This window comes from Enterovibrio makurazakiensis, assembly GCF_050336585.1.
Lineage (GTDB): Bacteria > Pseudomonadota > Gammaproteobacteria > Enterobacterales > Vibrionaceae > Enterovibrio > Enterovibrio gelatinilyticus.
This window is the reverse complement of record NZ_JAKJSE010000005.1, coordinates 86189-109762: the sequence shown is the minus strand read 5'-3', so window position 1 is coordinate 109762 and position 23574 is coordinate 86189. Positions and strand designations below refer to the sequence as shown.

At 45.7% G+C, this 23574-nt stretch carries 21 protein-coding genes and 1 riboswitch; of the genes, 15 read left to right on the top strand and 6 right to left on the bottom strand.

Going from position 1 to position 23574, the window contains the following annotated elements; all coding sequences use genetic code 11:
- Positions 1–5: 5 nt before the first annotated feature.
- Together L4D06_RS02725 and L4D06_RS02720 are read right to left on the bottom strand one after the other, a co-directional pair.
- Positions 6–104 (bottom strand): MetS family NSS transporter small subunit, encoded by a 99-nt coding sequence (locus tag L4D06_RS02725; protein ID WP_155859041.1) that lies wholly within the window; start codon positions 102–104, stop codon positions 6–8.
- Positions 101–1600 (bottom strand): sodium-dependent transporter, encoded by a 1500-nt coding sequence (locus L4D06_RS02720; RefSeq protein WP_274163940.1) that lies wholly within the window; start codon positions 1598–1600, stop codon positions 101–103. The genes L4D06_RS02725 and L4D06_RS02720 overlap by 4 nt, the downstream gene beginning before the upstream one ends.
- A gap of 930 nt (positions 1601–2530) precedes the next feature.
- Here L4D06_RS02720 and cydH point away from each other — a divergent pair.
- From cydH to L4D06_RS02685, 7 genes are all read left to right on the top strand, one after another.
- Complete coding sequence (gene cydH, locus L4D06_RS02715; protein WP_274163941.1) at positions 2531–2623, top strand: cytochrome bd-I oxidase subunit CydH; 93 nt, start codon at positions 2531–2533, stop codon at positions 2621–2623.
- Between the two features lie 229 nt (positions 2624–2852).
- Positions 2853–4070: a patatin-like phospholipase family protein gene (locus L4D06_RS02710; RefSeq protein WP_429737773.1), complete on the top strand. Its 1218-nt coding sequence runs from the start codon at positions 2853–2855 to the stop codon at positions 4068–4070.
- 95 nt (positions 4071–4165) lie between these two features.
- Entirely contained in the window at positions 4166–4723 is a 558-nt protein-coding gene (locus tag L4D06_RS02705) for a DapH/DapD/GlmU-related protein (protein WP_274163943.1), read from the top strand.
- Positions 4724–4868: 145 nt separating this feature from the next.
- On the top strand, positions 4869–5468 hold the full coding sequence (locus L4D06_RS02700; RefSeq protein ID WP_274163944.1) for a GTP cyclohydrolase II: 600 nt from the start codon (positions 4869–4871) through the stop codon (positions 5466–5468).
- 327 nt (positions 5469–5795) lie between these two features.
- A complete protein-coding gene (gene emrD, locus L4D06_RS02695; protein WP_274163945.1) occupies positions 5796–6998 on the top strand; it encodes a multidrug efflux MFS transporter EmrD in 1203 nt (400 codons plus the stop codon).
- Positions 6999–7233: 235 nt separating this feature from the next.
- Positions 7234–8628 (top strand): peptide MFS transporter, encoded by a 1395-nt coding sequence (locus L4D06_RS02690; protein WP_429737772.1) that lies wholly within the window; start codon positions 7234–7236, stop codon positions 8626–8628.
- A 347-nt stretch (positions 8629–8975) separates the two neighbouring features.
- A riboswitch (cyclic di-GMP riboswitch) is annotated at positions 8976–9067 on the top strand.
- Between the two features lie 30 nt (positions 9068–9097).
- Positions 9098–11773: a calcium-binding protein gene (locus L4D06_RS02685; protein ID WP_429737771.1), complete on the top strand. Its 2676-nt coding sequence runs from the start codon at positions 9098–9100 to the stop codon at positions 11771–11773.
- A 124-nt stretch (positions 11774–11897) separates the two neighbouring features.
- Here the strand turns inward: L4D06_RS02685 and L4D06_RS02680 are convergent, their stop codons facing one another.
- Both L4D06_RS02680 and narQ read right to left on the bottom strand, forming a co-directional pair.
- Positions 11898–12527: a response regulator gene (locus L4D06_RS02680; RefSeq protein ID WP_274163948.1), complete on the bottom strand. Its 630-nt coding sequence runs from the start codon at positions 12525–12527 to the stop codon at positions 11898–11900.
- Between the two features lie 9 nt (positions 12528–12536).
- Positions 12537–14240 (bottom strand): nitrate/nitrite two-component system sensor histidine kinase NarQ, encoded by a 1704-nt coding sequence (gene narQ, locus L4D06_RS02675; RefSeq protein ID WP_429737770.1) that lies wholly within the window; start codon positions 14238–14240, stop codon positions 12537–12539.
- Between the two features lie 184 nt (positions 14241–14424).
- On the opposite strand from narQ, the gene napF reads away from it, so the two are divergent.
- The 5 genes from napF to napC all read left to right on the top strand — a co-directional run bounded on the left by napF (position 14425) and on the right by napC (position 18816).
- Positions 14425–14907: a ferredoxin-type protein NapF gene (gene napF / locus L4D06_RS02670; protein ID WP_274163950.1), complete on the top strand. Its 483-nt coding sequence runs from the start codon at positions 14425–14427 to the stop codon at positions 14905–14907.
- A complete protein-coding gene (locus L4D06_RS02665) occupies positions 14904–15179 on the top strand; it encodes a chaperone NapD (protein WP_274163951.1) in 276 nt (91 codons plus the stop codon). The genes napF and L4D06_RS02665 overlap by 4 nt, the downstream gene beginning before the upstream one ends.
- On the top strand, positions 15176–17662 hold the full coding sequence (napA, locus tag L4D06_RS02660) for a nitrate reductase catalytic subunit NapA (protein WP_274163952.1): 2487 nt from the start codon (positions 15176–15178) through the stop codon (positions 17660–17662). The genes L4D06_RS02665 and napA overlap by 4 nt, the downstream gene beginning before the upstream one ends.
- A gap of 98 nt (positions 17663–17760) precedes the next feature.
- A complete protein-coding gene (locus tag L4D06_RS02655) occupies positions 17761–18195 on the top strand; it encodes a nitrate reductase cytochrome c-type subunit (RefSeq protein WP_274163953.1) in 435 nt (144 codons plus the stop codon).
- 9 nt (positions 18196–18204) lie between these two features.
- Positions 18205–18816 (top strand): cytochrome c-type protein NapC, encoded by a 612-nt coding sequence (napC, locus tag L4D06_RS02650; protein ID WP_274163954.1) that lies wholly within the window; start codon positions 18205–18207, stop codon positions 18814–18816.
- Between the two features lie 79 nt (positions 18817–18895).
- Here napC and L4D06_RS02645 read toward each other — a convergent pair whose 3' ends face one another.
- The gene (locus tag L4D06_RS02645) at positions 18896–19216 is read right to left on the bottom strand and encodes an HI1450 family dsDNA-mimic protein (protein WP_081796366.1); all 321 of its coding nucleotides are present in this window, start codon (positions 19214–19216) and stop codon (positions 18896–18898) included.
- Between the two features lie 706 nt (positions 19217–19922).
- Here L4D06_RS02645 and L4D06_RS02640 point away from each other — a divergent pair.
- Both L4D06_RS02640 and L4D06_RS02635 read left to right on the top strand, forming a co-directional pair.
- The gene (locus tag L4D06_RS02640) at positions 19923–20711 is read left to right on the top strand and encodes a hypothetical protein (protein ID WP_429737769.1); all 789 of its coding nucleotides are present in this window, start codon (positions 19923–19925) and stop codon (positions 20709–20711) included.
- A gap of 294 nt (positions 20712–21005) precedes the next feature.
- Positions 21006–22376: a YjiH family protein gene (locus L4D06_RS02635; protein WP_429737768.1), complete on the top strand. Its 1371-nt coding sequence runs from the start codon at positions 21006–21008 to the stop codon at positions 22374–22376.
- Positions 22377–22514: 138 nt separating this feature from the next.
- Here L4D06_RS02635 and L4D06_RS02630 read toward each other — a convergent pair whose 3' ends face one another.
- On the bottom strand, positions 22515–22748 hold the full coding sequence (locus L4D06_RS02630) for a hypothetical protein (protein ID WP_429737767.1): 234 nt from the start codon (positions 22746–22748) through the stop codon (positions 22515–22517).
- A gap of 228 nt (positions 22749–22976) precedes the next feature.
- Between L4D06_RS02630 and L4D06_RS02625 the strand changes: the two genes are divergently transcribed.
- Entirely contained in the window at positions 22977–23570 is a 594-nt protein-coding gene (locus L4D06_RS02625; RefSeq protein ID WP_429737766.1) for an esterase/lipase family protein, read from the top strand.
- Positions 23571–23574 lie beyond the last annotated feature (4 nt).

Sequence of the window (23574 nt, the reverse complement as noted above, 5' to 3'; positions counted from 1 at the left end):
GGGGGTTATTTATCTGCTTTCATTGCTATTCGAATACAATAAGCAGCACCACCCCAAGTGATGCCAAAACCAATTAGCATCATAATGATTGCACTTGTCGTCATGCGTTAGCCTCCTGTGCTTCTGCAGTGTCCTTAGCTGGTGATGAAACAACATTGATGATGATACCGATGACAGCTAACAATGCAGTCAAACCCCAACCAAGCATCAACAAATCGCTTTGAGCGTAGCCGCCGTACCCTTCGTTGAAAGTGTTCACCAAGTTTGTGCCTACAATCCAAGCCAGCATTAACGGGCTAATAAAGCGAACACACACTTCTAACCAAGCGCCCACTGAGAATTCAGAGACTTTATTCACGTATGCTCGAATATCAGAGACTTTGATCAGCCAGCCGATAATGACTAACTCAATCAAGCAGCTTGCCAGCAAGGCAACGTTGTTCATGAAGTAATCAACGAGGTCCAGTAGTAATAGGCCGCCATTTGTTGCGAATGCCATCGAAACAAATGCACCAATACCACATACAGCCGTTGCTGCAACTTTGCGGCTAACATTCAGTTTGTCGATGATGGCTGAAGTTACCGCTTCAATGATCGAGATGTGCGAGCTCAGACCTGCAACTACCAACGCCAAGAAGAATACAGGGCCTAGGATATATGGAACAGGAAGGAGGTTAATCGCTTGTGGCAACGTTACGAACGCCAAGCCAACACCACCACTAACCACTTCAGTGACCGCTTTCCCTTGCTCTAGTGCCATGTAACCTAAGATAGAGAAGATCAACACACCCGCAAGGATAGAGAAACCACAGTTGATCAATACCGTCATGAAGGCGTTGTTGGTGACATCAGATTTTTTCGGTAGGTAGCTCGAGTAGGCCAGCATGATTGCGAAGCCAACAGAAAGCGTGAAGAAAATCTGGCCATAAGCCGCAGACCATACTTTGGCATCAGTTAGCTTGCTGAAATCAGGCGTAAACAAGTAGTTCAGACCGTCAACGGCACCAGGCAGGAATGCAACGCGAGCGACAAGTAGTAGCACCATGATAAACAGCAAGGGCATCATGATCTTGCTTGCACGCTCAATGCCGCCCTTAACACCGGTAAACACGGCGGCGAAGGTGATCGCCCACGCGAGTGCCATTGGAAGTGCGATGTGAAGCTGCCAGTCGCCTAGGTTACTTGGAGAGTTGTCACCTAGTTTTAAGTATTCGCTAAAGAAGAAGGCGTTGGTGTCTGTGCCCCAGCTTTGGTCAACTGCAAAGCCAACATAGGACATCGCCCAGCCTATTACCGCGACATAGTAAACCGCGATCGTTGCTGCAATACCTACTTGGAACCAACCTAGCCATTCAAACTTGGTATTTAGCTTTGAAAAAACCACCGGAGATGAACCACGAAGCTTATGACCAAGGCCAAACTCCATGATCATAAACGGAATACCAGCGGTCAGCATGGCAAAAAGGTAAGGAACAAAAAATGCGCCACCGCCGTTTTCATAAGCCATGTATGGGAAGCGCCAAATGTTCCCTAATCCGATTGCTGAGCCCACAGCCGCAAGGATAAAACCTGCGCGTGAACCCCATTGTTCTCTTTTCATAACATCTCCTTGTTGTTGAAAACACCCGTCCATTTATCCTCGTTGCGCTAAGGTTGACCTTAACGTTTGAAGGCGGTGTTTTACGTGCCGTTACCTTTGGGTTTTCTCTTCGTTGTATGCCCAAGGTCTCAGCACTGGTGTTTCAACGATATTGTGTTTGTATCCCGCGGCTCTATGCAAAACAATCATCTGCTGGCTCGGTTATTGGCAGATTAAGCACTGGTAATAGGTAAATCAATAGAGCAGATCGGTTATGTTTCTTCTGATATGCGCTCAATAGTGTGGAATAGTATGTGTTGATTGGTCTTATCGATAATGTAACTAATGTATTGGCAGTGTATTAAACTGCAGTTAAAGCCACTGTTAGTAGAAAGTTGCGATTTGGTGAATTGGTTTGATTGGCGTAATTTTGAACAAAAATTGAGGTTTGGCTCGTATTTGTTTCCTGTTTGGTTAAATAATAAGTTTAAATGCCATTTTTGTTGCAAAATTCGTGATGAATTTCTTTTGAATTCTTGCGATGTAATCGATTTAATTGATTAATATAAAAGCAATTAAAGGTCAGTGTCATCACTATGCTTTAAGAAATCTATCAGTTAATACAATGTTAATGGTTTTGGTGTTTTATCATGGGTTGAAATTGAGTTTTTCCCAACGCATATGCTTCATTAAATGAATGAATATTCAATCACACTGTGTGTCACGAAATGTTTCATCGGGTCTGATTGAGGTGGCAACTTTTAGAGAGATATGCTGCTGAGGCTTTTAATGGCAGTACTTTGCAATGCGTCACAAATTGAAACAATTGGCACAAATGAAAGACGATCTGAGATGGGGTTGTGAATATTCTGGGTTGCGCTGTTAAACTGAATACATTAAAAATGTGTAAAGTATGTGTTATCGGAATTCATGTTGGCAAGGAGAAGCAGAATGGATATTAACCTTAAAATTGCATTGGCGACTGCATTCACTGCACTGGCCGGAATCATCACGTTTGCCACAGTAGCAATCGTCTTTTCCTAGCCACTCGTCCCATAAATAGTTAGCCCTGTGGCATTGGGGCTAGGTATAATTGCACTACTTGAATATATCCAAATAAGCGAGTGCCGTCGTGTTAAGCGAGCGCAACGGGCGTTAGAATGAAAGTATATCTCTAATCTGAGTTAAACCGAGGGATTTCATCGTACTAGCGCTATCATCGTTTTTATCACTTCTTATCGTGTGGGTATAAAACTTCTTTTCAGAGGTTATTGTGCAGATCCCTAAAGACAACCCGTTATCGTCATTTCTTCATTCTTCCTCAGAATCTAACCTTTGTCATGCAGTGCATTCCTCTGGCAGAAAGCGCCGAGTTGCGCTTGTTGCCCAAGGTGGAGGCCAGCGTGGCATATATACTTCAGGTGTGCTTGATAGCTTTCTTGATGCGGGTTTTGACCCATTTGAAATGTATATCGGTACCTCTGCGGGTGCGTTGAATATTTCATCCTATCTCACTCGGCAGCGCGGCTTTGGGCGTAGATTTATCACAGAGTATACGACGCAAGATCGTTTCTTTAACTTGTTGAAATACGTCAGGCGTCAACAGTTTATGGATCTCGATTGGGCGCTAGAGATTATGGGGCCAACACATTCTCTCGGATTAGATATCGAGAAAGCGAAGAATGTACTCGTCAATCGACATGCCTACGCGTGCGCCACCAATACTCAGACTTTAGAGCCAGACTATTTTCGTTTGTTTGAAAACGATTGGATGGACGTACTCACCGCGACGTGTGCAATCCCCATGCTTTACCCAAACAGTGTAAAACTTGGCGATCAATATTATGTAGATGGTGGCGTCAGTAGCGCAATTCCAGCGAGAGAAGCTTTTAACCGTGGCGCCGATGTGATTGTCGTGATCAGAACGGAGCCCGTTGTTCAGGATAAATCACACATTAGTTCAACCATTATCGAGAACATTCGAGGCCGTGTGGAAACGCGTTTACCAGAATACTTGGCGCGTTTAAACATGGATGATCGATTTGAGCGATTGTCTGAGTTCCATCAACAACTCTCTCAACGATTAGAAGAAGTTAAACAACGTTACAAAGAAAATACCCCAGAGCCACTTTGGGAAAAAATCAAAGAGATGATGCCCAAGACGACGCATCGTAATGGGGGGCGATGGCTTTACGGCGGAGACACTATCTATCGTTTGCACGCCATGTCGGGTCAAAAGCTATCCAGTGACGTTTTAGAAATGATGACTAAGCATTTTCACAGTTATCAGGACGCTATTCAGTTTATGTCCCATCCGCCACATCGCGCCGAGTTAATTCAGATTTCTCCCAGCGAACCACTTTTGAGTAGCCCATTGTTAAGCAAGCCCTATCAACTAGAGCATGACTATCAAGATGGTTTGGTCGCAGGGCGTCGTTTTATTGATGAATATGCGGCTGTACTGAATGATGTTTCGTCTGTGAACGGCTAAAGTAAAGGAATACACAGATCGGTATTGCCTAAACGGAAGTATCTGTTAACTCGGGGTCTGAGTGAAAAGACTCTGCCGATATCAAGGATGAACGATTGACCGAATTTGAAAAAATGCAGCAAGGCAAGCCCTACAGTCCCGCCGATGCAGAGCTAACACAATTTCGCTACGCGTCACGTCGGCTCTGTCAGCAACTCAATATGATTGACCCTGCTGACGACAAAGCCCAAGACATGGTGGTGACTAAGCTGTTTGCTCAACGCGGCCAAGGCGTTGCGGTAGAAGCGCCTTTTACTTGCACATACGGCATGAACGTCCGAGTAGGGAGTAATGTCGCCTTTGGTCCTAATTGCACGCTTATCGACAGCGGACACATTGAAATTGGCAACAACGTGTTGATAGGGCCAGGGGTTGGTATCTATTCGATTACGCAAAGTTTGTTGCCTCTTGACGTTCAAAATGGGGAACACGAAATTTCGTTACCTATCATTATTGGTAACAACGTTGTTATCGGCGGCAATAGTGTGATCAAAGCGGGTGTTTCAATCGGAGAGGGCGTGGTGGTTGAATCGGGTTCTGTTGTTGATGGTGATATTGAACCTTTTGCTGTAGTGGCGGGAAACCCGGCGGTCGTAATCAGGCGTCTGCGCTGAGGTATTGGCAGATTCGTAGCACATCTGTTACGATTGCCCGCTTCATCGATAGCAATGTTACATTATAACAATTCATGGAGATCGATGTCATTGTATAGGGTAGTACATATTCCGCTAATGTCGGAAAAACAGAGAATTACAGTCGATGGCAAAAATTAGAGCAAGAGTCCCACTGAATGTTGGTGTTGGGAGCAATATTCCCGCTGAAATCCTGTCATTTGATGGTTTGAACTCAAATCAAGAGCACGTCGCGATTATCTTCAATAGTGTCGATCAGCAGCAAGGTGCGCCGCTTGTACGCATGCACTCAGAATGTCTCACGGGTGATGTGTTTCATTCTTCGCGCTGCGATTGCGGCGAACAACTTGAAGAGACAATCCAAAAAATGGGCGAACAAGGCGGTGTACTGCTTTATCTTCGCCAAGAAGGTCGCGGTATTGGTCTTTATAATAAGTTGGATGCTTATGAGCTGCAAAGCCAAGGTATGAATACTTATGAAGCCAATAATCATCTGGGTTTTGCTGATGATTTACGTAACTTTGAAGATGCGGCAGACATGCTGAAAGCGTTGGATGTCATGACCATTCGTTTGATTACTAACAACCCTAAAAAAATTAAAGAGATACAAGATTACGGGATCTCGTTAGAAGCAGTGATTGGTACACAAGCGCATCTTAAAGACGGCAATAAGAAGTACTTGAAAGCCAAAGTGTCACATGGTCAGCATAAATTATCGATTGATTGATATGTAGATATAGCCTGGTTGTCGAGACCAGTCTGGCAAAGAAGAGCAGCGCATCGCGCTGCTTTTTTATATTTAATTTCTAAGCAGGGCAAAACAGAAGGCTGGTTAAAAAAGAAACTAACATAAGAAAAACTAATCCGTAAGATAATTTCTTATCGTGTGTGAAACACGTTATTTATATTGTTTCATGTGTCTGTCGCGACTACTATCTGCAAAAAAATAGCGACAGCGCCTAGATCCTCTGAATTTCTTCCGAAATATCATCTTTTAGTTCTCTGGTTCGCATTAAAGAAACTTGTTTATTTAGCTTGCTAGGGGAAGTGGGTAATGTCTGCGACAACACCTATATCAAAAATTCTACTGATGGTGATCATTTTGGCTGCCGTCGGTCAAATGACACAAACTATGTACATTCCGTCAATGGCATTGATGGCTGAAGATTTTCAAGTGTCTCCGGCTATGCTTCAGGCCGTGATGGCGTGTTATCTGATCCCTTATGGTCTTTCACAGTTTGTTTATGGTCCTCTATCTGATCGCTTCGGACGTAAGCCGATTATTCTAATGGGGTTGGCCATTTATCTGGTGGGTACGGTTGTTACGCTAGCGGCACCGAGTTTTCACTGGTTCCTCGTGGGCAGTGTGATTCAAGGTGCAGGTATTGGCAGTGGTGGCGCGATGGCACGAACTCTCACTCGAGATTGTTTCGAAGGTAGTCGTCTTCACCGCGCAAACAGCTTGGTCAGCGTTGGTCTCATATTTTCGCCATTAATCGCCCCCGTGTTGGGAGGCTATTTGAGCGTGTACTTCCAGTGGCAGGCCAGCTATGTGTTTCTTTTTGTGTTAGCGGCAGTCGTGTTCCTCATCATGTCTGTGAGTTTTCAAGAAACATTACCTCCTGAAGCCCGTCGTAACGATTCTGTGCTGAAGAGCTACCACTACGTGATGAGCAATCGAAAGTTTCAGGGGTACCTGATTTGTTTGATAGCGGTATTTTCGGGTATTGCTGTGTTCGAAGCTGCGGCAGGTGTACTGCTTGGAAGTACGCTAGGGCTTAGTGCAACAACGGTGAGTTTGTTGTTTGTCTTACCATTACCTGGATTTATGCTCGGCTCCTGGTTATCTACCGTGATTGAACGTCGCTTGTCAGCCGGAGCGGTGTTGATTGTAGGATCAGTGATTTTGATGATCGGCGCATTGGTTGTTTTTGTGCCGGGTTATGACGGCTCAGTGACTGTTGAAAGCCTGATTGGTGGTGCGTCTGTCTATTTCATGGGAGCGGGACTTTTGTTTCCTGCCGCAACCACGGGGGCATTGTCTCCGTTTCCTAGACATGCCGGAACTGCTGGTGCAGTGTTAGGTGGTGTGCAAAACATGGCAGCAGGGTTCTTTACGTTGTTGGCAGCGAAGATGAACGTCAACGACCAGTTTTCACTTGGTGCAATACTACTCACAATGGCAGTGTTATCAGGACTAGGCCTTCTCTTGTGCCGCAATAGAACAGTGGTTCCCGACTTACCTGTTACGGCTTAGCTATAATGTAAATTATTGAATTTTAAGGCGGGACATCTTATTGGATGTCCTGTTTTTTTACGTTTAGATTCAACTGTCCGTTAATGTCCACACACTGTAACGTGAAATATTTTTCATGAATTATTGCGACACATGTCAAATTGGTGCAGTCTGTACGCCCTGTAGCGGAGTCTGAGAGGAAAAGGAGATCCATATTCACTCCCGCTGAGATAATCAGATAGGCGGTAAACACTCAATGAATTCAAACAGACAGTCAGATTGGCTGGGTCATCCTCGCGGCTTGTTCCTTCTGTGCGGCACAGAATTATGGGAACGTTTCTCTTTCTACGCAATGCGCGCCATCTTGGTGCTTTACCTCACTGATAAAACAATCAATGGCGGTTTGGGTTGGACAACGCAAGACGCACTGAACCTTTACGGCATCTATACAGGCTTGGTTTACCTGACACCTGTTTTGGGTGGGTGGCTTGCTGATAATTTTCKTGGTCAACGTCGATCAATCATCATCGGTGGTGCATTGATGGCTATCGGTCAGTTCACACTGGCATTGCCGAATAGCGTTATTGATCCATTTGAGTTGCAAGCCTTTTATGTTGGTTTGGGTTTCTTGATCGTGGGTAACGGCTTGTTCAAACCGAACATTTCTACCATGGTGGGTCAATTGTACGGGGAAGGTGACAACCGACGAGACGGTGCATTCACTATCTTCTACATGGGTATCAACTTAGGTTCATTGTTGGCGGGTATTATTGCAGGCACGGCATCTATCCATTATGGCTGGAAAGCAGGTTTCCTGTGTGCCGGTATCGGTATGCTGCTGTCGCTGGTCGTGCAATTGCTGTTTGCAAATCGCCTTCTAGGCGCTATTGGTGTTGAGCCAGCGGCGGTTAAACAACGCCGCCAATCGGGATCGACCGAAAAGCAACCTTTAACCAAGATTGAGCGTGATCGTCTTAAAGTCATTGTTGTGATGAGCTTGTTTGTGATCATTTTCTGGGCGGGATTTGAGCAAGCGGGCGGCCTGATGAATATATATTCTCAGGACTACACGAACCGCATGCTAGGTAGCTTTGAAGTACCTGCGGCTTGGTTCCAGTCTTTGAACCCAATGTTCATTATTATTATGGCGCCTTTGCTGGCCGTTTTCTGGCGTCGACTAGGCGCAAGTGAACCAGGGTCTCCGATTAAGTTTGCTATGGCTATGGGCTTTTTATCACTAGGCTTTGTCTGCATGGTGGGTGCGGCACTTCAACAAGGTGGTGATATGTCCGTCAAGGCATCCATGTGGTGGCTGGTTGGTGCATACTTCTTCCATACGTTGGGTGAGCTTTGTTTGTCACCGATTGGTTTGTCTCTCATTACTAAACTTGCGCCACTGCGTTTGATGTCGGTGATGATGGGGACTTGGTTCTGTGCAAATGCCGTGGCTAACTATGTAGCGGGCTTTGTTGGCAGTCACGTTGGTGACGCTGGTCCATTGGCCATTTTCAGTGGCATTGCGATCACATCAGCGGTCGCTGGTTTGATGTTAATCCTTTGCTCCAATAAGCTTGTAAGCTGGATGCATGGTGCAGAAGGTTCACAGCAAATTGACGAAACGCTGACAGAAAAACCGGCGGTTATTGCATAAACTACTAGGCATGGAGAGGGCTATCTCACAATAGCCCTCTCAAAAATATGCTGTACGGTAAAAGAAGAAAAGGCCACAAAAATAGGCCCCATTCATGCTCAAATCAGTCATCAGTACTGCATCTAAACTCGTCTGTTTCTCATACTATCCCATCTTTTTTTAAGTCCTAGTTAGATTCTGCCCAAAACGTGGCCTGATATTCCCATTAAATACCGTATGCGGTATTGCTCCTGTGCAACCAATCTAGGAATCTGGGAGAGTATTAAGGCGGCGTTATCCCGATGTTCTATTGCCATCGTAGATGCTGTATGCGCCACTTAACGAGCAGTTATTACTACAACAATTTCGGAGAAAAAAGCCAAACCTGTTGTGAGGCAGGGACGGAAAGTTTCGGATCTCTATTGCTCTCAACAGTAAAAGAGATGGCTGAGCTGCCTCTAGCTTTGGTGAGCACATAGAGGGCAAAACAATGGCAAATATCATAGGTACTGGCAACGCTGACACACTCAACGGCACCTTGGGAGATGATTATATCGAAGGTAGAGGTGGCGATGATGTCATATATGGTGATGTAGGTTCTTCTAACGGAAACGGTTCAACAGGGGCTGTGTTCGTTTTAGGTGAAGACTTTACGGCTTCGAGTGGCGAGTTTCATACGTTCTGTTTCCCCCCTACGCTAAACTTCGAAGGTTCTACCACCAACGTTACCTTTAACGATAATGATGGCCAACTTAATGGCGATGACAATTGTAATGAGTATTCTGATGACCAAACCCAAACTGTGGAAATTGGTGGTCAGGAAGTCGGTGTTAACGTGGACTATGGCCTTAAATACACTGACTCTTCAGGCAATATTTACACGTTTGCCGTGGTCGATATCGATGAAGACAACACGGGTAACCACTACAACAATGTTGGTGAAAACGGCAAGATCTTAATCCAATTGGATGGCCCAGAGATCACAAGTAGCACTCAGCTTTCACTCGTTCCCAACTCTTATCACAACATCAGTAGCCTAGATTATTCGTCTTTCACATCACCAGAGACCGTTGATCCGAGCGTGGGTGGTGACGATGAGATTTATGGCGGCGACGGTGATGATACCGTGTATGGTCAAGGTGGTGATGACTATATCGAAGGTAACAATGGTCAAGACTCACTTCACGGTGGTGACGGTGATGACGTGATCTACGGTAATACGGCATCCCCGAATTTCAATGATGACCCTTGTGTTAACGTATTTCAGATGGGGAATGACTTCACCATGCCTTCAGGTGGTGAGTTCCATACTTTCTGCTTCCCTCCTAACTTGTCGTTCGATGGTAGCTCTACCAAGGTGACGTTCCAAGATGATGACGGCACATTGAATGGCGACAACTATTGCAACGAGTATTCTGACGATAGCACGCAGACTGTGACGATCGATGGTGTTGAGTATCCTGTTAATCTTGATTACACCCTGAAGTATTGCGATACCGACGGCAATATTTATGAGTTTGCCATTATTGATGTTGACCTTGATGGTAACGGACATCATTACAATAACCTCAGTGAGAACGGCAACCTGTTGTTGCAATTGAGTGGTCCTGAAATTACGGAATCAACGCAATTGTCTCTTGTTCCGAATTCTTATGCCAACATCAATGGTCTCGATTATTCAGAGATCTCTGAAGCGACTACGCAGGTCAATAATGACGAAGACTACATTGATGGTGGTGCGGGTAACGACACCATCCATGGTCAGTGGGGCGATGATGAAATTCATGGCGGCACCGGCGATGACACGATTTATGGTGGTAAAATCGCGAGTCAGACCATCGAGCTAGATCGTGGTGCTGATGGTTACTGGGATGTGAGTAATGGTGACGCCGTCACGCTAGACCTATCAAGTATTACTTCGAGTGCAGCATACAGCAACAGCGTGGGTTACTACGTGTTGGATGCCAGTGGCAACGTCCTAGCTGCCTATGTGATGGCTGATAACGCTAAGTTGGACTCAGCGGCACAAGCTGTCATTGATGTTGATGGCGCAGCGCGCATTGGCCTATTCATTATTCCAGATGGCGACACCGCAGGCTTTAACGAAGGCGAGGTTACATTGAGCTTTGCTAGCGGTAGCCCAGTCTTTAGCCAGGGCAGCCTCACATCTGCGGGCTATGTATCTGAAACGGGTAAAAATGGCGACCGTTTGGATCATGAAATTAACTCGGGTGAAAATTCTTGCTGGGAAGATTTGTGGTGTCTTGGCGACAAAGACTACAACGATGTCGTCATGAAAGTGAACGCAACACAAGTTGTTGAAGAAAGTGATGCTGACACCATCTATGGTGAAGAAGGTAACGACACCATCTTTGGTGGCGATGACAATGACACTATTTATGGCGGCGTAGGTGACGATATTCTTTACGGCCAAAAAGGTGATGACGTTGTTCATGGTGGTGACGGTAATGACACTATTTTTGGTGGCCCAGGTAAAGATGAACTTTATGGCGATGCTGGTGATGACTTCCTAAATGGTGGCCCAGGCAGTGACGTGAGAATCGACGGTGGTACTGGTGTTGATGAATATCGTGGAAGCAAAGGTGATGATGTATTTATCTTCGGTGAGGATGACTTCGTTGGCCTATCGGTAGAAAACAGCAGTGGAGAAATGGTCAACAAGCAAATGTATCTGGGAGACCAAGGTTTTGATCAAATGTTGGTCACTGGTGACACTCACGTAGACTTCACTGGCGTTGCATACCAAACGGATTCATCAATCACGGGTAACGTGATGGCACAAATTGAAGCTGTGATTGGGGACGAGGGAGACCAAACCGTCACCATTAATCCTAATGCAATTTGGGCTGAGTCTGATATCCCATTTGGTGAAGATTTAGGTACACCTGATGATTGGGACGGATTCATCGCACACCTTGGTGGTGGCAACGACACCTTAAACCTTTCTGGTGTCCCTTGGAGCTACAATGCGACAGGTACCGTCAATGCGCCAATCAGTGCTGATATGATCAGTACATTAGGTTTGTCAGCGGCTGAAGTTGGCGAATTAAATGCGTTTGTGATTGAACACGATACCCTTGACCGTACGATCACCATTTGGACAGACGCGGAAGACGTGACAATAAATGGCGTAGATATTTTTTAACAACGTTTAGTCGCGAATCGTTTTACGATGAAAAAGGGAGAAGCACATGTGCTTCTCCCTTTTGTGTGAAATACGCAATGAAAATACTAAACACTCATAGATGAGTGCGGCTGACCCAAAATGGTCAACTTTGCGCTTCATTCTCTAAATACAAAACGGTGGCGGCGACCCTAGAATCGACACCTAGCTTTTTAAGCAAATTTTTCAGGTGAACCTTCACTGTTGATTCCGAAATATAGAGGTTTTCACCAATTTGCTTGTTTCGAAACCCTTTTGCCACTTGTTGCAATATTTCTAGTTCACGTTCTGTCAGTTGCTGAAAAGGTGACACATGTTCTTTACTGCTTGAGAGTAATGCTGTGACTTGTTCACTAAATGCTTTTTGTCCCGTCATTGCCGCTTTTAGCTTATCAATCAACTCTTCAGGTTCACTGTCTTTGAGCAAATACCCGTCACCGCCTGCTTCTACGATGGCGTGAATATCATTGGGGTTGTCTGATACGGTGAGAATGATGATCGTTGCTGTGCATCCTTCCGATCTTAGGGCTTTCAATGTGTCCAAGCCTGATAACCCTTTCATGTTGAGATCTAGGACAATTAAATCAGGTTCACACCGAGACACTTCTGCAATGGCATCCGCGCCATTGCTTGCCTCTGTAATGTTAGAAAATTCAGGCTCAAACTTGAGTAGCTGTGATATGCCCTTGCGCATTAGCGGGTGGTCATCCACGAGCAGCACGTTCCACTCAGACATCTTTATCCCCTAGATCTGGTTAAAACTGAGTGATACACGGCATCCTTGTGCAGGCGCAGAAAGGAATTCTATATCACCACATAACATTTTTGAGCGTTCTTGCATGATTTGTAGGCCATAATGATTTGGCTTTTCTTCTTGAAGATCAAAACCAATGCCATTATCTGATATCTCGACATAAACTCGCTGACCCATTTGTCGACATTGTACGGTGATAGTGGTGGCATTGGCGTGCTTAATCGCATTGACACAGGCTTCACGAATGATCTGTAACACATGCATCTGATACTCAACCGTCATGGAAACGGTGTCAATAGAAGATGAGACGGTGATACTCGCTGTTGTCTGACCTTGCAGAGTTGATATCATTTCTTCCAGCGCAAGGCGAAAGTCACTGTTTGATAACGATAACCTAAACGCCGTGAGCAACTCCCTCAGTTGGTCATAAGTCACTCGCAATTGTTCACTGATGTCATCAGCGATAGGTTCGCAATCTGGTGCGTCAGCATTTTTTAGATGTCGTTTGAGTATGCTGGTTTGAATTTTCAGATAAGAGAGCGATTGAGCAATGGAGTCGTGTAGTTCACGAGCCAAGGTCGCACGTTCTTCCATGACAGCTAAATGCATTGCTTGCTTCTGCGCATGTTTATATCGCACACCGCGAGCCAATATCGCTGCGATGCTCTCCAGCAATGCGCGATCTACTAAGGTGTTATCACCTTGCCAATCCAGTGAACCGAGAACTTCATTGTCATGCAGCAGAGGCAATGTGTGCCATGCAGTCTCTTTGGCATCGCCCACTGAAACGCCCCAATGGGATTCATTTGGATGGTGAACATCCAGTTTTAATGCTGTCATTCCGCCTGCGTTCAAGGAAGTCTCCAAAATGTTTTCGAAGATAGTGCGAGTTAGCTGGCTAGATGAAAGTAGTGTCGAGCACTTATAAAGAACATTCAAAGAAAGATTAGCTTTGGTTAATTTTTGCGTTTTCGATTCAATTTTTGATTCGAGATCGGCATACAAATTTTTGAGCTCACTTGCCATTGACGAGAAGCTGTTTGATAACACACCAAGTTCGTTGCTTCGAGTGGGAGGTAAGACAACGTCGAAATCTCTGCGTTGTATTTGTTGGCTAGCTCTAACAAGTGTCTTTAGGGGTTGAACGATACGGCGTTGCGTGTATTGAATTAAAAACAAGACGGTGGCGAGTATTAACCCTAAACCAATGCTACCCGAAATTGCCAAAGCTTGAAGCTTATTCTCTGAGTGCTTCTGAAGTTCAAATACGAACCTGTCTATGTTGTTAACAAATAGACCTACCTGTTCAAGATAGAACGCACGGTCTGATCCTAACAGCTCGGGTCTCAGTTGCATCCAGCGTGTAATCAACTCATCGTATTGCTGTCGAATGCTTGTGGGAACCGCCGGGTTGTCCAATAGTAAAAGTTCTGGAGAGAGTAAGGAATACTCGAAGGATTGAACATGCTCTGGCAGTAGAGGTGAATCCACCACAATGTCATAGGCAACGCGATAGCTTTGCATTCGCAAGGAGCCTGCCGTGTTAATGGCTGAGGCATCATTGAGGCTAGACGCTAGCGTAATGATAGAAAAACCGGTAATGAGGACGGCTAACAGCAATATGACCAACAGAGCACGTGCTACTGTGGTGGTAACTGACTGTTTCACTTCAATCTCTTTATTGCTGTTCGTCATGATAAGTCTATTTTCCTACCCGAGCTTAATAATGTGACGTGTGCACCATGAAATAATTGATCTAGCGCAATCCTACCCCCGATCTACCCCCTTAGAGGTATGTGACCCCTTCACTTAATTCTTTACCGTGAAAGCATCAGATTGTGGCTATAGTCACTGCATGTAACATTTGCGGAACACTTGGATGGTCGATCAACGACGACGCTTTTTTCTCCGAAGCGCAAAAATGGCTCAACAACAATCGCTCCCTTGGATCAAAGACATAGGAGCGTTTACTGACCATTGTACGCGATGTGGTGAGTGTGAGCGCGCTTGTGAAGAACAAATTATTGTTTCAGGAGATGGCGGGTTCCCAACGATCGACTTTAATCACGGAGAGTGCACATTTTGCTTTGCTTGTGCTGACTCATGCCCCGAGGGTTTGTTTCATCCCAACACAGAACCCCCGTGGCAGCAGTATGTTTCTATTGATGAAAACTGTTTAGCGCAAAAGAACATTGAATGTCGCAGCTGCCACGATGCCTGTGACGAACGCGCCATTCGCTTTCAGCACCGATTAGGAAGCGTCGCTCAACCAGAAATTAACGTTAAAGATTGCACGGGATGTGGTGCGTGTATTGCGCCTTGCCCAACCAATGCAATCACCATGGAGCAACAACAAGCATGAATGAATATCACGTTACTAGCCTCGTTGTTCACGCAGCGGCAGATCAGACTGCAACAGTGAAAACCAGCATTGAAGCTTTGCCTGGTACCGAAGTGCCTGCCACCAATGAGACGGGAAAGTTGGTCGTGGTGGTAGAAGGCGAAAGTCGCGGGGCGCTGCTAGATATTTTTGAACAGATTAAGGGGTTGCCGGGAGTGCTCGCGGCAACCTTGGTTTTTCATCAGGTTGAAAATGAATCACCTGAACATAGTGTTGAAGGAGTCGAAGAATGAAACTGACACGCAGAAAGTTTCTGAAAGCGAATGCGGCAGCTGCAGCTGCTAGTGCTGCTGGTATCACGCTTCCAGCGGCAGTTGCACACGCTGCAGGTAAGGATGCTGAAGTCACGTGGGACAAAGCACCGTGTCGTTTTTGTGGTACAGGGTGTGGCATTTTACTGGGTACGCAAAATGGACGCATTGTAGCGTCTCAGGGTGACCCTGAAGCACCGGTTAACCGCGGTTTGAGCTGCGTTAAAGGCTACTTTCTTCCAAAAATCATGTATGGCAAAGACCGTCTGACTCAGCCTTTGCTGCGTAAGAAAGACGGTGTTTATGACAAAGAAGGTGAATTTACGCCAGTAAGCTGGGATGAAGCGCTCGATTTGATGGCGGAAAAATTCACGACGGCTATTCAAGAAAATGGCCCCACGACAGTAGGTATGTTTGGTTCAGGCCAATGGACTGTGTGGGAAGGCTACGCCGCTGCCAAATTAATGAAAGCGGGTTTTCTGACCAATAACATCGACCCGAATGCGCGTCACTGTATGGCATCTGCGGTCGTTGGCTTCATGCGTACCTTTGGTATGGATGAGCCAATGGGCTGTTACGATGACCTTGAGCAAGCTGACGCGTTCGTGCTTTGGGGCTCAAACATGGCAGAAATGCACCCAATCTTGTGGTCGCGTTTGGCTGACCGCCGATTGTCTGCTGAGCATGTTAAAGTCGCTGTGCTTTCTACTTATGAACATCGCAGTTTTGAACTTGCTGACAACGGCATTATTTTCACGCCGCAAACCGATTTGGCGATTCTGAACTACATCGCGAACTACATCATTCAAAACGACAAAGTCGACAAAGACTTTATCGCGAAACACGTTAACTTCCGCCAAGGTGCCACTGACATTGGTTATGGTTTGCGCCCGACAAACCCTCTTGAGCAAAATGCCAAGAATGCGGGAAGTGGTGCGTCGGATCCTATCGACTTCGATGCATTTGCGAAGTTCGTAGCGGATTATGATGTGGAATCCGTCTCCAAGCTCTCTGGTGTTCCAGAAGACCAGCTTGTAGCGCTTGCCGAGTTGTACGCCGATCCAAAAGTGAATGTGGTTTCCTACTGGACAATGGGCTTTAACCAGCACACTCGTGGTGTTTGGGCGAACAACCTTTGCTACAACATTCACTTGCTCACGGGCAAGATTTCAAAGCCGGGCTGTGGTCCGTTCTCGTTAACAGGCCAACCTTCAGCCTGTGGTACAGCGCGTGAAGTGGGCACATTTGCACACCGTTTGCCAGCAGACATGGTGGTGATGAACCCTAAACACCGAGAGTTTGCAGAAACGAAATGGAAACTGCCTGAAGGCACCATTCCACCGAAGCCGGGTTATCACGCGGTACTACAAGATCGTATGTTGAAAGACGGCAAACTCAATGTGTATTGGGTGATGTGTAACAACAACATGCAAGCTGGCCCGAACATTAACGAAGAACGTTTACCGGGTTACCGAGACCCTCGAAACTTCATCATTACATCAGACCCTTACCCAACTGTCACGGCGATGGCATCAGATTTGATTCTGCCGACCGCAATGTGGGTTGAGAAAGAAGGGGCTTACGGTAACGCAGAGCGTCGTACTCAGTTTTGGTATCAACAAGTGAAAGCGCCAGGTGAAGCGAAGTCTGATCTATGGCAATTGGTTGAGCTTTCTCGACGCATCAAGGTTGCAGATGTATGGCCAGCAGACTTATTGGCGAAACAACCTGATTTCCAAGATAAGACCTTGTTCGACATTTTGTTCGCCAATGGACAAGTTAACGAATTCGGCTTGGATGAAATCCCTGAAGGCCGCTTGAATGACGATGCAGAGGCCGCGGGTTTCTACATCCAAAAAGGTCTGTTCGAAGAATATGCAGCATTTGGTCGCGGTAAAGCGCATGACCTTGCACCTTTCGAAACTTACCACAAAGAACGTGGCCTTCGTTGGCCTGTTGTAGATGGCAAAGAAACATTGTGGCGCTATGCCGAAGGGCACGACCCGTATGTGAAAGCGGGTGAAGGGTTCTCGTTCTACGGTAAGCCTGACAAGAAAGCGGTGATATTTGCACTGCCTTACGAGCCCGCAGCGGAAGAGCCGGATGCAGACTTTGATCTTTGGCTATCAACTGGGCGTGTTCTTGAGCATTGGCACACAGGCACAATGACTCGTCGTGTTCCTGAGTTATACAAAGCTTTCCCTGATGCGGTGGTGTTTATGCACCCATTGGATGCGAAGAAACGTGGCCTTCGCAGAGGTGATGCGGTGAAAGTGGTATCACGCCGTGGTGAAGTGACAACGCATGTAGAAACTCGTGGTCGTAACCGCGTACCAGAAGGTTTGGTGTTTATGCCGTTCTTTGATGCTGGACAACTCGTGAACAAGCTAACGCTCGATGCGACTGACCCATTATCAAAAGAAACCGACTACAAAAAGTGCGCAGTTAAGATCGTAAAAGCCTGATTGGCAACGCTGTCTAATAAGCCAAAATAGCGCGTGTTGTTGGTGGATAGCTAGCAACACGCAATGAGCAGAATGATTTGATTCGAAAGGATCCGAACATGAAAAAGAAAATCACCTTGTCACTGTTACTCGCTGCATTCGTGAGCACCATGGCGTTTGCACAGGTCACGTCATTGCGAGGCGACCAAGATATCGGTGAAAACAACAGTTTGCCGAAAATTAAAGTGGTACCAAAAAATCAAGACCGCTTCGCTTTGAACTATGTCAATCAGCCACCTATGGTTCCTCACGCAGTGGATGGTTATCAGATTAACCAATCTAATAATGCGTGCTTGCAGTGCCATGATGTGGATGTTTACCGTAAAACTGGCGCGCCTCGCGTGAGCCCTACGCACTTTATGGATCGTGACAACAAGGTACTGACTCAAGTGTCAGCACGTCGTTATTTCTGTCTTCAGTGCCATGTACCACAGGCACAGACTGAAGCGTTGGTGGAGAACGATTTTGTTCCTGCTGGCAAGTTCGGTCAGTAGGGGGAGCCAATGAAACTACCGGGGTTCATTACAAAAAGTTGGAAATGGTTCAGAACACCGAGTCATTTTGCTATCGGTACCATCCTTATTTTGGGCTTTGTTTCGGGCATTATCTTCTGGGGTGGCTTCAACACCGGCATGGAAATGACCAACAGAGAAGAATTCTGTATTGGTTGTCATGAAATGCAAGACAACGTGTACCAAGAGTATGTCGGTACTATTCACTACACTAACCGAAGTGGCGTAAGAGCCACTTGCCCTGATTGCCACGTTCCGAAGGAATGGGGGCCGAAGATGATTCGTAAGATTCAGGCGAGTAAGGAATTGTATGCGAAGGCATTTGGTATTGTCGCGACACCGCAAAAATTTGAAGATCATCGACTTGAAATGGCAACGCGCGAGTGGAACCGAATGAAAGCCAATGACTCTCAAGAATGTCGAAACTGTCATAACTTCGAATTCATGGATTTTAGCTCTCAGAAAACAGTCGCAGCGTCAGTTCATGATCGAGCGGAAGAGGCGGGTCAAACTTGTATTGATTGCCACAAAGGGATCGCGCACAAATTACCGCGTAACTTCGATGCAGGTAAAGAATTCAAATTCCCTGCGTCTCCGCACTGAGTTGTGTTGAATTGAATGTAATATGAGTAAATAAGGCCTGCAATGCAGGCCTTATTTCTTGCGTATTCGCTGCCTGAAGTTATGCAGCGCGCTTCCATAGCAGGTGACAGAACTTTTGTTCAGGGTCTCGGCTAACAAGCATTCGAACCAATACATCATTAAGTTCATCTTCATTGGCAAGGCCAATACGCACTTCGACAAAGGCTTCTCGGTCAACGTCAAAACCGACCTGTTCTTCCCAATCAGAACTTGCTTCAACCACAATGGCTGCGCCATCTTCATCAAAGCGTTCTTGATAGGCGAGAAGATCGTCGTAATCTAGGTTGTCTTCAGCCATTTCATAGAAAATGTCGAACGCGGTTTCTAGTGTTTCGTCGATAGAAAGAAGGGAAGCGGTCATAGTTATTCCAAAATAATAGTAACGGCAGCATTGTATACCCAAACAACCTGAAAATGCAGGATTCAGCGAGGTTTACGGACGTTATGATCTAGGCGTCCCTTTGCCGATGTAGTGATCTCCATCAAAAAGGGATAACACCGAGCATGGCGTCAGTAAACTCGCCCGAAGGGAGGCCCTCAGTGCGTCCACTTCATCGTTAAATTCCTGTGAAATAGAATGACTATTCCTACAAGAATTTGCCTTGAACTGAACGCACTGATGGCCTCTGAAATCGAGCATCTTCAGATTGATTGGGTATATACCCAAACAACCTGAAAATGCAGGATTCAAAGACTACCAAAAGGGTGGGTTTTGTTGGCTGCCATGTAATGATGACTATTGTAAACCTCGAGTGATGATGTATTCAAAATACTGCCGCGCGTGAATCCTCCTTATTCTCACTGAACAAGCCCCTTGAGTTTGCTGGCATAAATTAACTGCATCGTGAGAACGGTAGTGATTATTGATTGACAGGGAGGCGGTGATTGATAGAAAGGAGACGGTGTACATATCGACATGCCCAACTTGTTGGGATGGTTGCTCAAAAATCGTTCTAAGATTCAGTTTTTATGGGAAATTAACGCTGAACATGGCTATGTTTCAAGGTGCATGGGAAAGGAACTCGTTCTAAAATAACTTTACTAGATAAGTAAAAAAGGTGATTGGCTTGTACAAGGTAAAACCGCGCAGTGGACTACTGGCAGAGATAGATAGAAAAACGCCATTGCAAACAGACTATGTTGAACCAACAGCGGCGGCTGTGCGTCAGATTGGCGGTTTACTTGGTCATACGCTGCATAGCATTTATATCTCTGGCGATGTAGCGCAACGTTGTGCTGGTAGCAGTGCAGACTTTGAATTTACCTTGGTGACATCTCGAGCGCTAAATGTACAAGAATACACATCGTTGAATACGATTCGTTGGCGTATTGAGCAGTCTAGTGACGTTGTAAAGCGAGTAGAGTTTGACGTCGTTCCTTTGAAAGATGTTACGGCGCTTGTGAATATATTCAAGTGGGGCTTCTTTCTGAAACACTGTGCGCTTTGCATGAGTGGCGACAACCTTGCAGATAGCTTTGGTCATTTTGAGGTCAGTTGGGAAGTGTCTAAGGCGATGAATGATGATCTTGCTGGAAAGCTCAAAGATCTCCGCCAAAAAGTGGCGGTCGCAACCAAGTGGGGCTCGCAACTCGATGCCGCCGAAGAAGCCGCGAAGCGACTGATAAAGGCTGCGTTTGGGCTGGTCGCCAGTAAAGAAGGGCGATGGGAACATGATCTGCAGATTTGTGCTGATGCGTTTCTGGTGTCTTATCCCGAGAAAAACGTGGAAATTGAACGTCTTTTCTATCTCATACAACGAAAACCTGTAAAGAAACGTGCCGTGGTTGCCTTAATGGATGATTTCGGACAATGGGTGCTGTCTGAATATGCCCGTATTGATCGAAAGATTGGATAGTTATTCATTAATGTGTTCATGTGCCTCTCTCCAAAACACCACTCTATTTCCCGTTAACTCGTTGATATTACCTCTTGGTCTTATAGTGTATTTCACATTCATTTAACAAAAAGGAGACTAAAAACACACAGAAATTGGGTTATGTTTGGTCAATTGAGCTAATTTGGATGATTTATTCAATATAAGTGACTAATTATGGTTTACATGCGTGAGGAGTTAAATTAATCTTGCGCTCAATTAGTCACATATTGTGAATATCTATTTCGTTCACCGCATCGCTCAGGAAGTATCGCCATGCAGAAAACTCAAGACTTGCCAACAACATCTTCATCGACACGGAATCTGTTGATGTTCCTAATTCCTTCACTTCTTGGTGTCCTTCTCTTTATGACACCCGTGATGATCAACGGTGGGTTTACCATTCCTATCGCGGTATTGGCAAAATCAATGCTGGGTCTTTTGGGCCAATCTGCTCCGATTGTTGTGACGTCAATTATTCTCGTTAGCGCGTTCGGTTCATTGCTGGCTCTTGCGATAAAACCTACATTCGTGACGAAATCTAAATTTCTTACTGGCCTATTCTTACCGACCCCTTTTTGGCTAGTCGTACGCTTGCTTGGTGCAACCTTTGTCACCATGGCGTTCTTTGGGTTTGGTCCAGAGCATGTCATCGGTGGTGCAACCGGCGGCTTTGTGATGGGCGATTTACTTCCAACATTGTTGTCCGTGTTTGTATTTGCGGGTTTGTTTCTACCATTACTGACCAACTTCGGTTTATTGGAACTGATTGGTACATTCATGACGCGTATTATGCGTCCGTTGTTTGGTCTTCCTGGTCGTTCTGCGGTTGACTGCGCAAGCTCATGGTTGGGGGATGGCAGTGTCGCGATATTGATGTCTAGTAAGCAGTATGAACAAGGTTACTATACTGAGCGTGAAGCAGCAGTGGTGGGAACTACCTTCTCTGTGGTGTCAATTAGCTTCAGTTTGGTTGTGATTGCACAGGTGAATCTGGAACACATGTTCGTTCCTTTCTACATCACTGTTTGTTTGGCAGGATTTGTGGCAGCTATCGTGGTACCTCGCTTACCACCACTATGTTGGAAAAAGAACACGCTAATTAACGGCGAAGAGAAAGTGCTTGAGCACGAAGCATTACCAGAAGGTGAAACGCTGTTTTCTTACGGTATGAAATCAGCAGTTGAACGTGCTTCTCACATTCGTTCACTGAGCGACGTATTGAAAGAAGGTCTTCAGAACGCGGCAGATATGGTCCTTGGTGTGCTGCCGGTAGTTATGGCAATTGGTACTTCGGCGCTTATTATCGCTGAGTACACGCCAATCTTCACCATCCTTGGTATGCCGTTTGTTCCTTTGCTTGAACTGCTGCAAATCCCAGAAGCGGTAGCTGCGTCTGAAACCATGCTGGTAGGTATTGCAGACATGTTTCTCCCTGCGGTACTGGCTGCAAATATCGACAATGAAATGACGCGTTTCGTTGTGGCAACCTTGTCTGTGACGCAGTTGATTTACATGTCAGAGGTGGGTGCGCTTCTATTAGGCAGTAAGATCCCAGTTAAAGCTTGGGAACTGGTGATGATCTTCATTCTACGTACTCTGGTGACACTGCCTGTTATTGCTGGTGTGGCGCATATGATCTTCTAAGTCATCGTTTTTGTTTTGACAGAATAGCGACCTGTGGGTCGCTATTTTTTTAATAGCGTTGTTTGTACGAGGAAACCACTCAACGCTAGGTTCAATATGGAAGGCTAAACCACTGAGATCTTTGGCCTTAATTACGCATTATTTCTTGGTATCATCAGTCTCTTCGCTGTCGAGTTTCTTTTTCGCCTCGTCTACCAATAAAACCGCTTCATTTTCAACATCGGTAGCGGCATCTTTAATCTCTTGTACTCTGGCTTTTTCGACAATTTCGGCCTTTTGGCCTGCAGTGGCATCGGTAATATCTTCAGCGGTGGCGTTCAGAGCGAAAAGGGCTGGGATGAAAAGAGTGATCAGTGCTTTGGTCATGGACATGCATATTCTCCTAGCAGAGTGAATAGCGAATAGGTCGAGTTTTTCGATTGTTCGTATACCCAAGTCTCCTGAAGATGCAGGATTCAGAGAGATGTGCTTGGGTATAGACATACAGCACGCATTAAAAATAAGCATTCAATCGCTGTAGAGTACGTCTCATCTTTGAAATGAGAAGATAGTTTATGATGAGCATCGAGCGACGAAGTCCCAATAAGGAAATGTTTTTATATGAAAATCATTTTATTACATGGCCTCTATATGCATAACGTGGTCATGCTTCCGCTGGAAAAAAGACTTGAGCGTGCAGGGCATGAGGTTCTGAATCTTGGCTATAGAACTGTCGCGCCTGATTTGGAAGAGATGTTTAAAGCTATCGATGCTTATATTGATGGCGATGACGCTGCCATTGTTGCTCATTCTATGGGGGGAGTGATGGCGAGAACCTACTTAGAATGTCAGAGCGAAATGAGCCATCATGTTAAAACGGTGGTCACGTTAGGGACACCACATAACGGTTCTCAAGTTGCCGCATTCTTTAAAAATATTGGGGTAGGTGATGTGATGTTTGATCAGGCAACCAAATATTTATTGCCTGACGAGATACCATCTTGGTCATCAAAAGCCGCGCTATATAGCCTAGCGGGTGACTTGTCGATTGGCCCTGCGACAATATTGCTACACGGACAACCATCAGACGGTACGGTGCTGTTGGAAGAAACAAAGATTGAAGGCATGACAAGCCACGAAATCTTCCCGTTGACCCACACCTCACTGATCTTTTCTGAACGTGTGAGTGATAGGGTGATTGAGATCCTTGAATGACTTG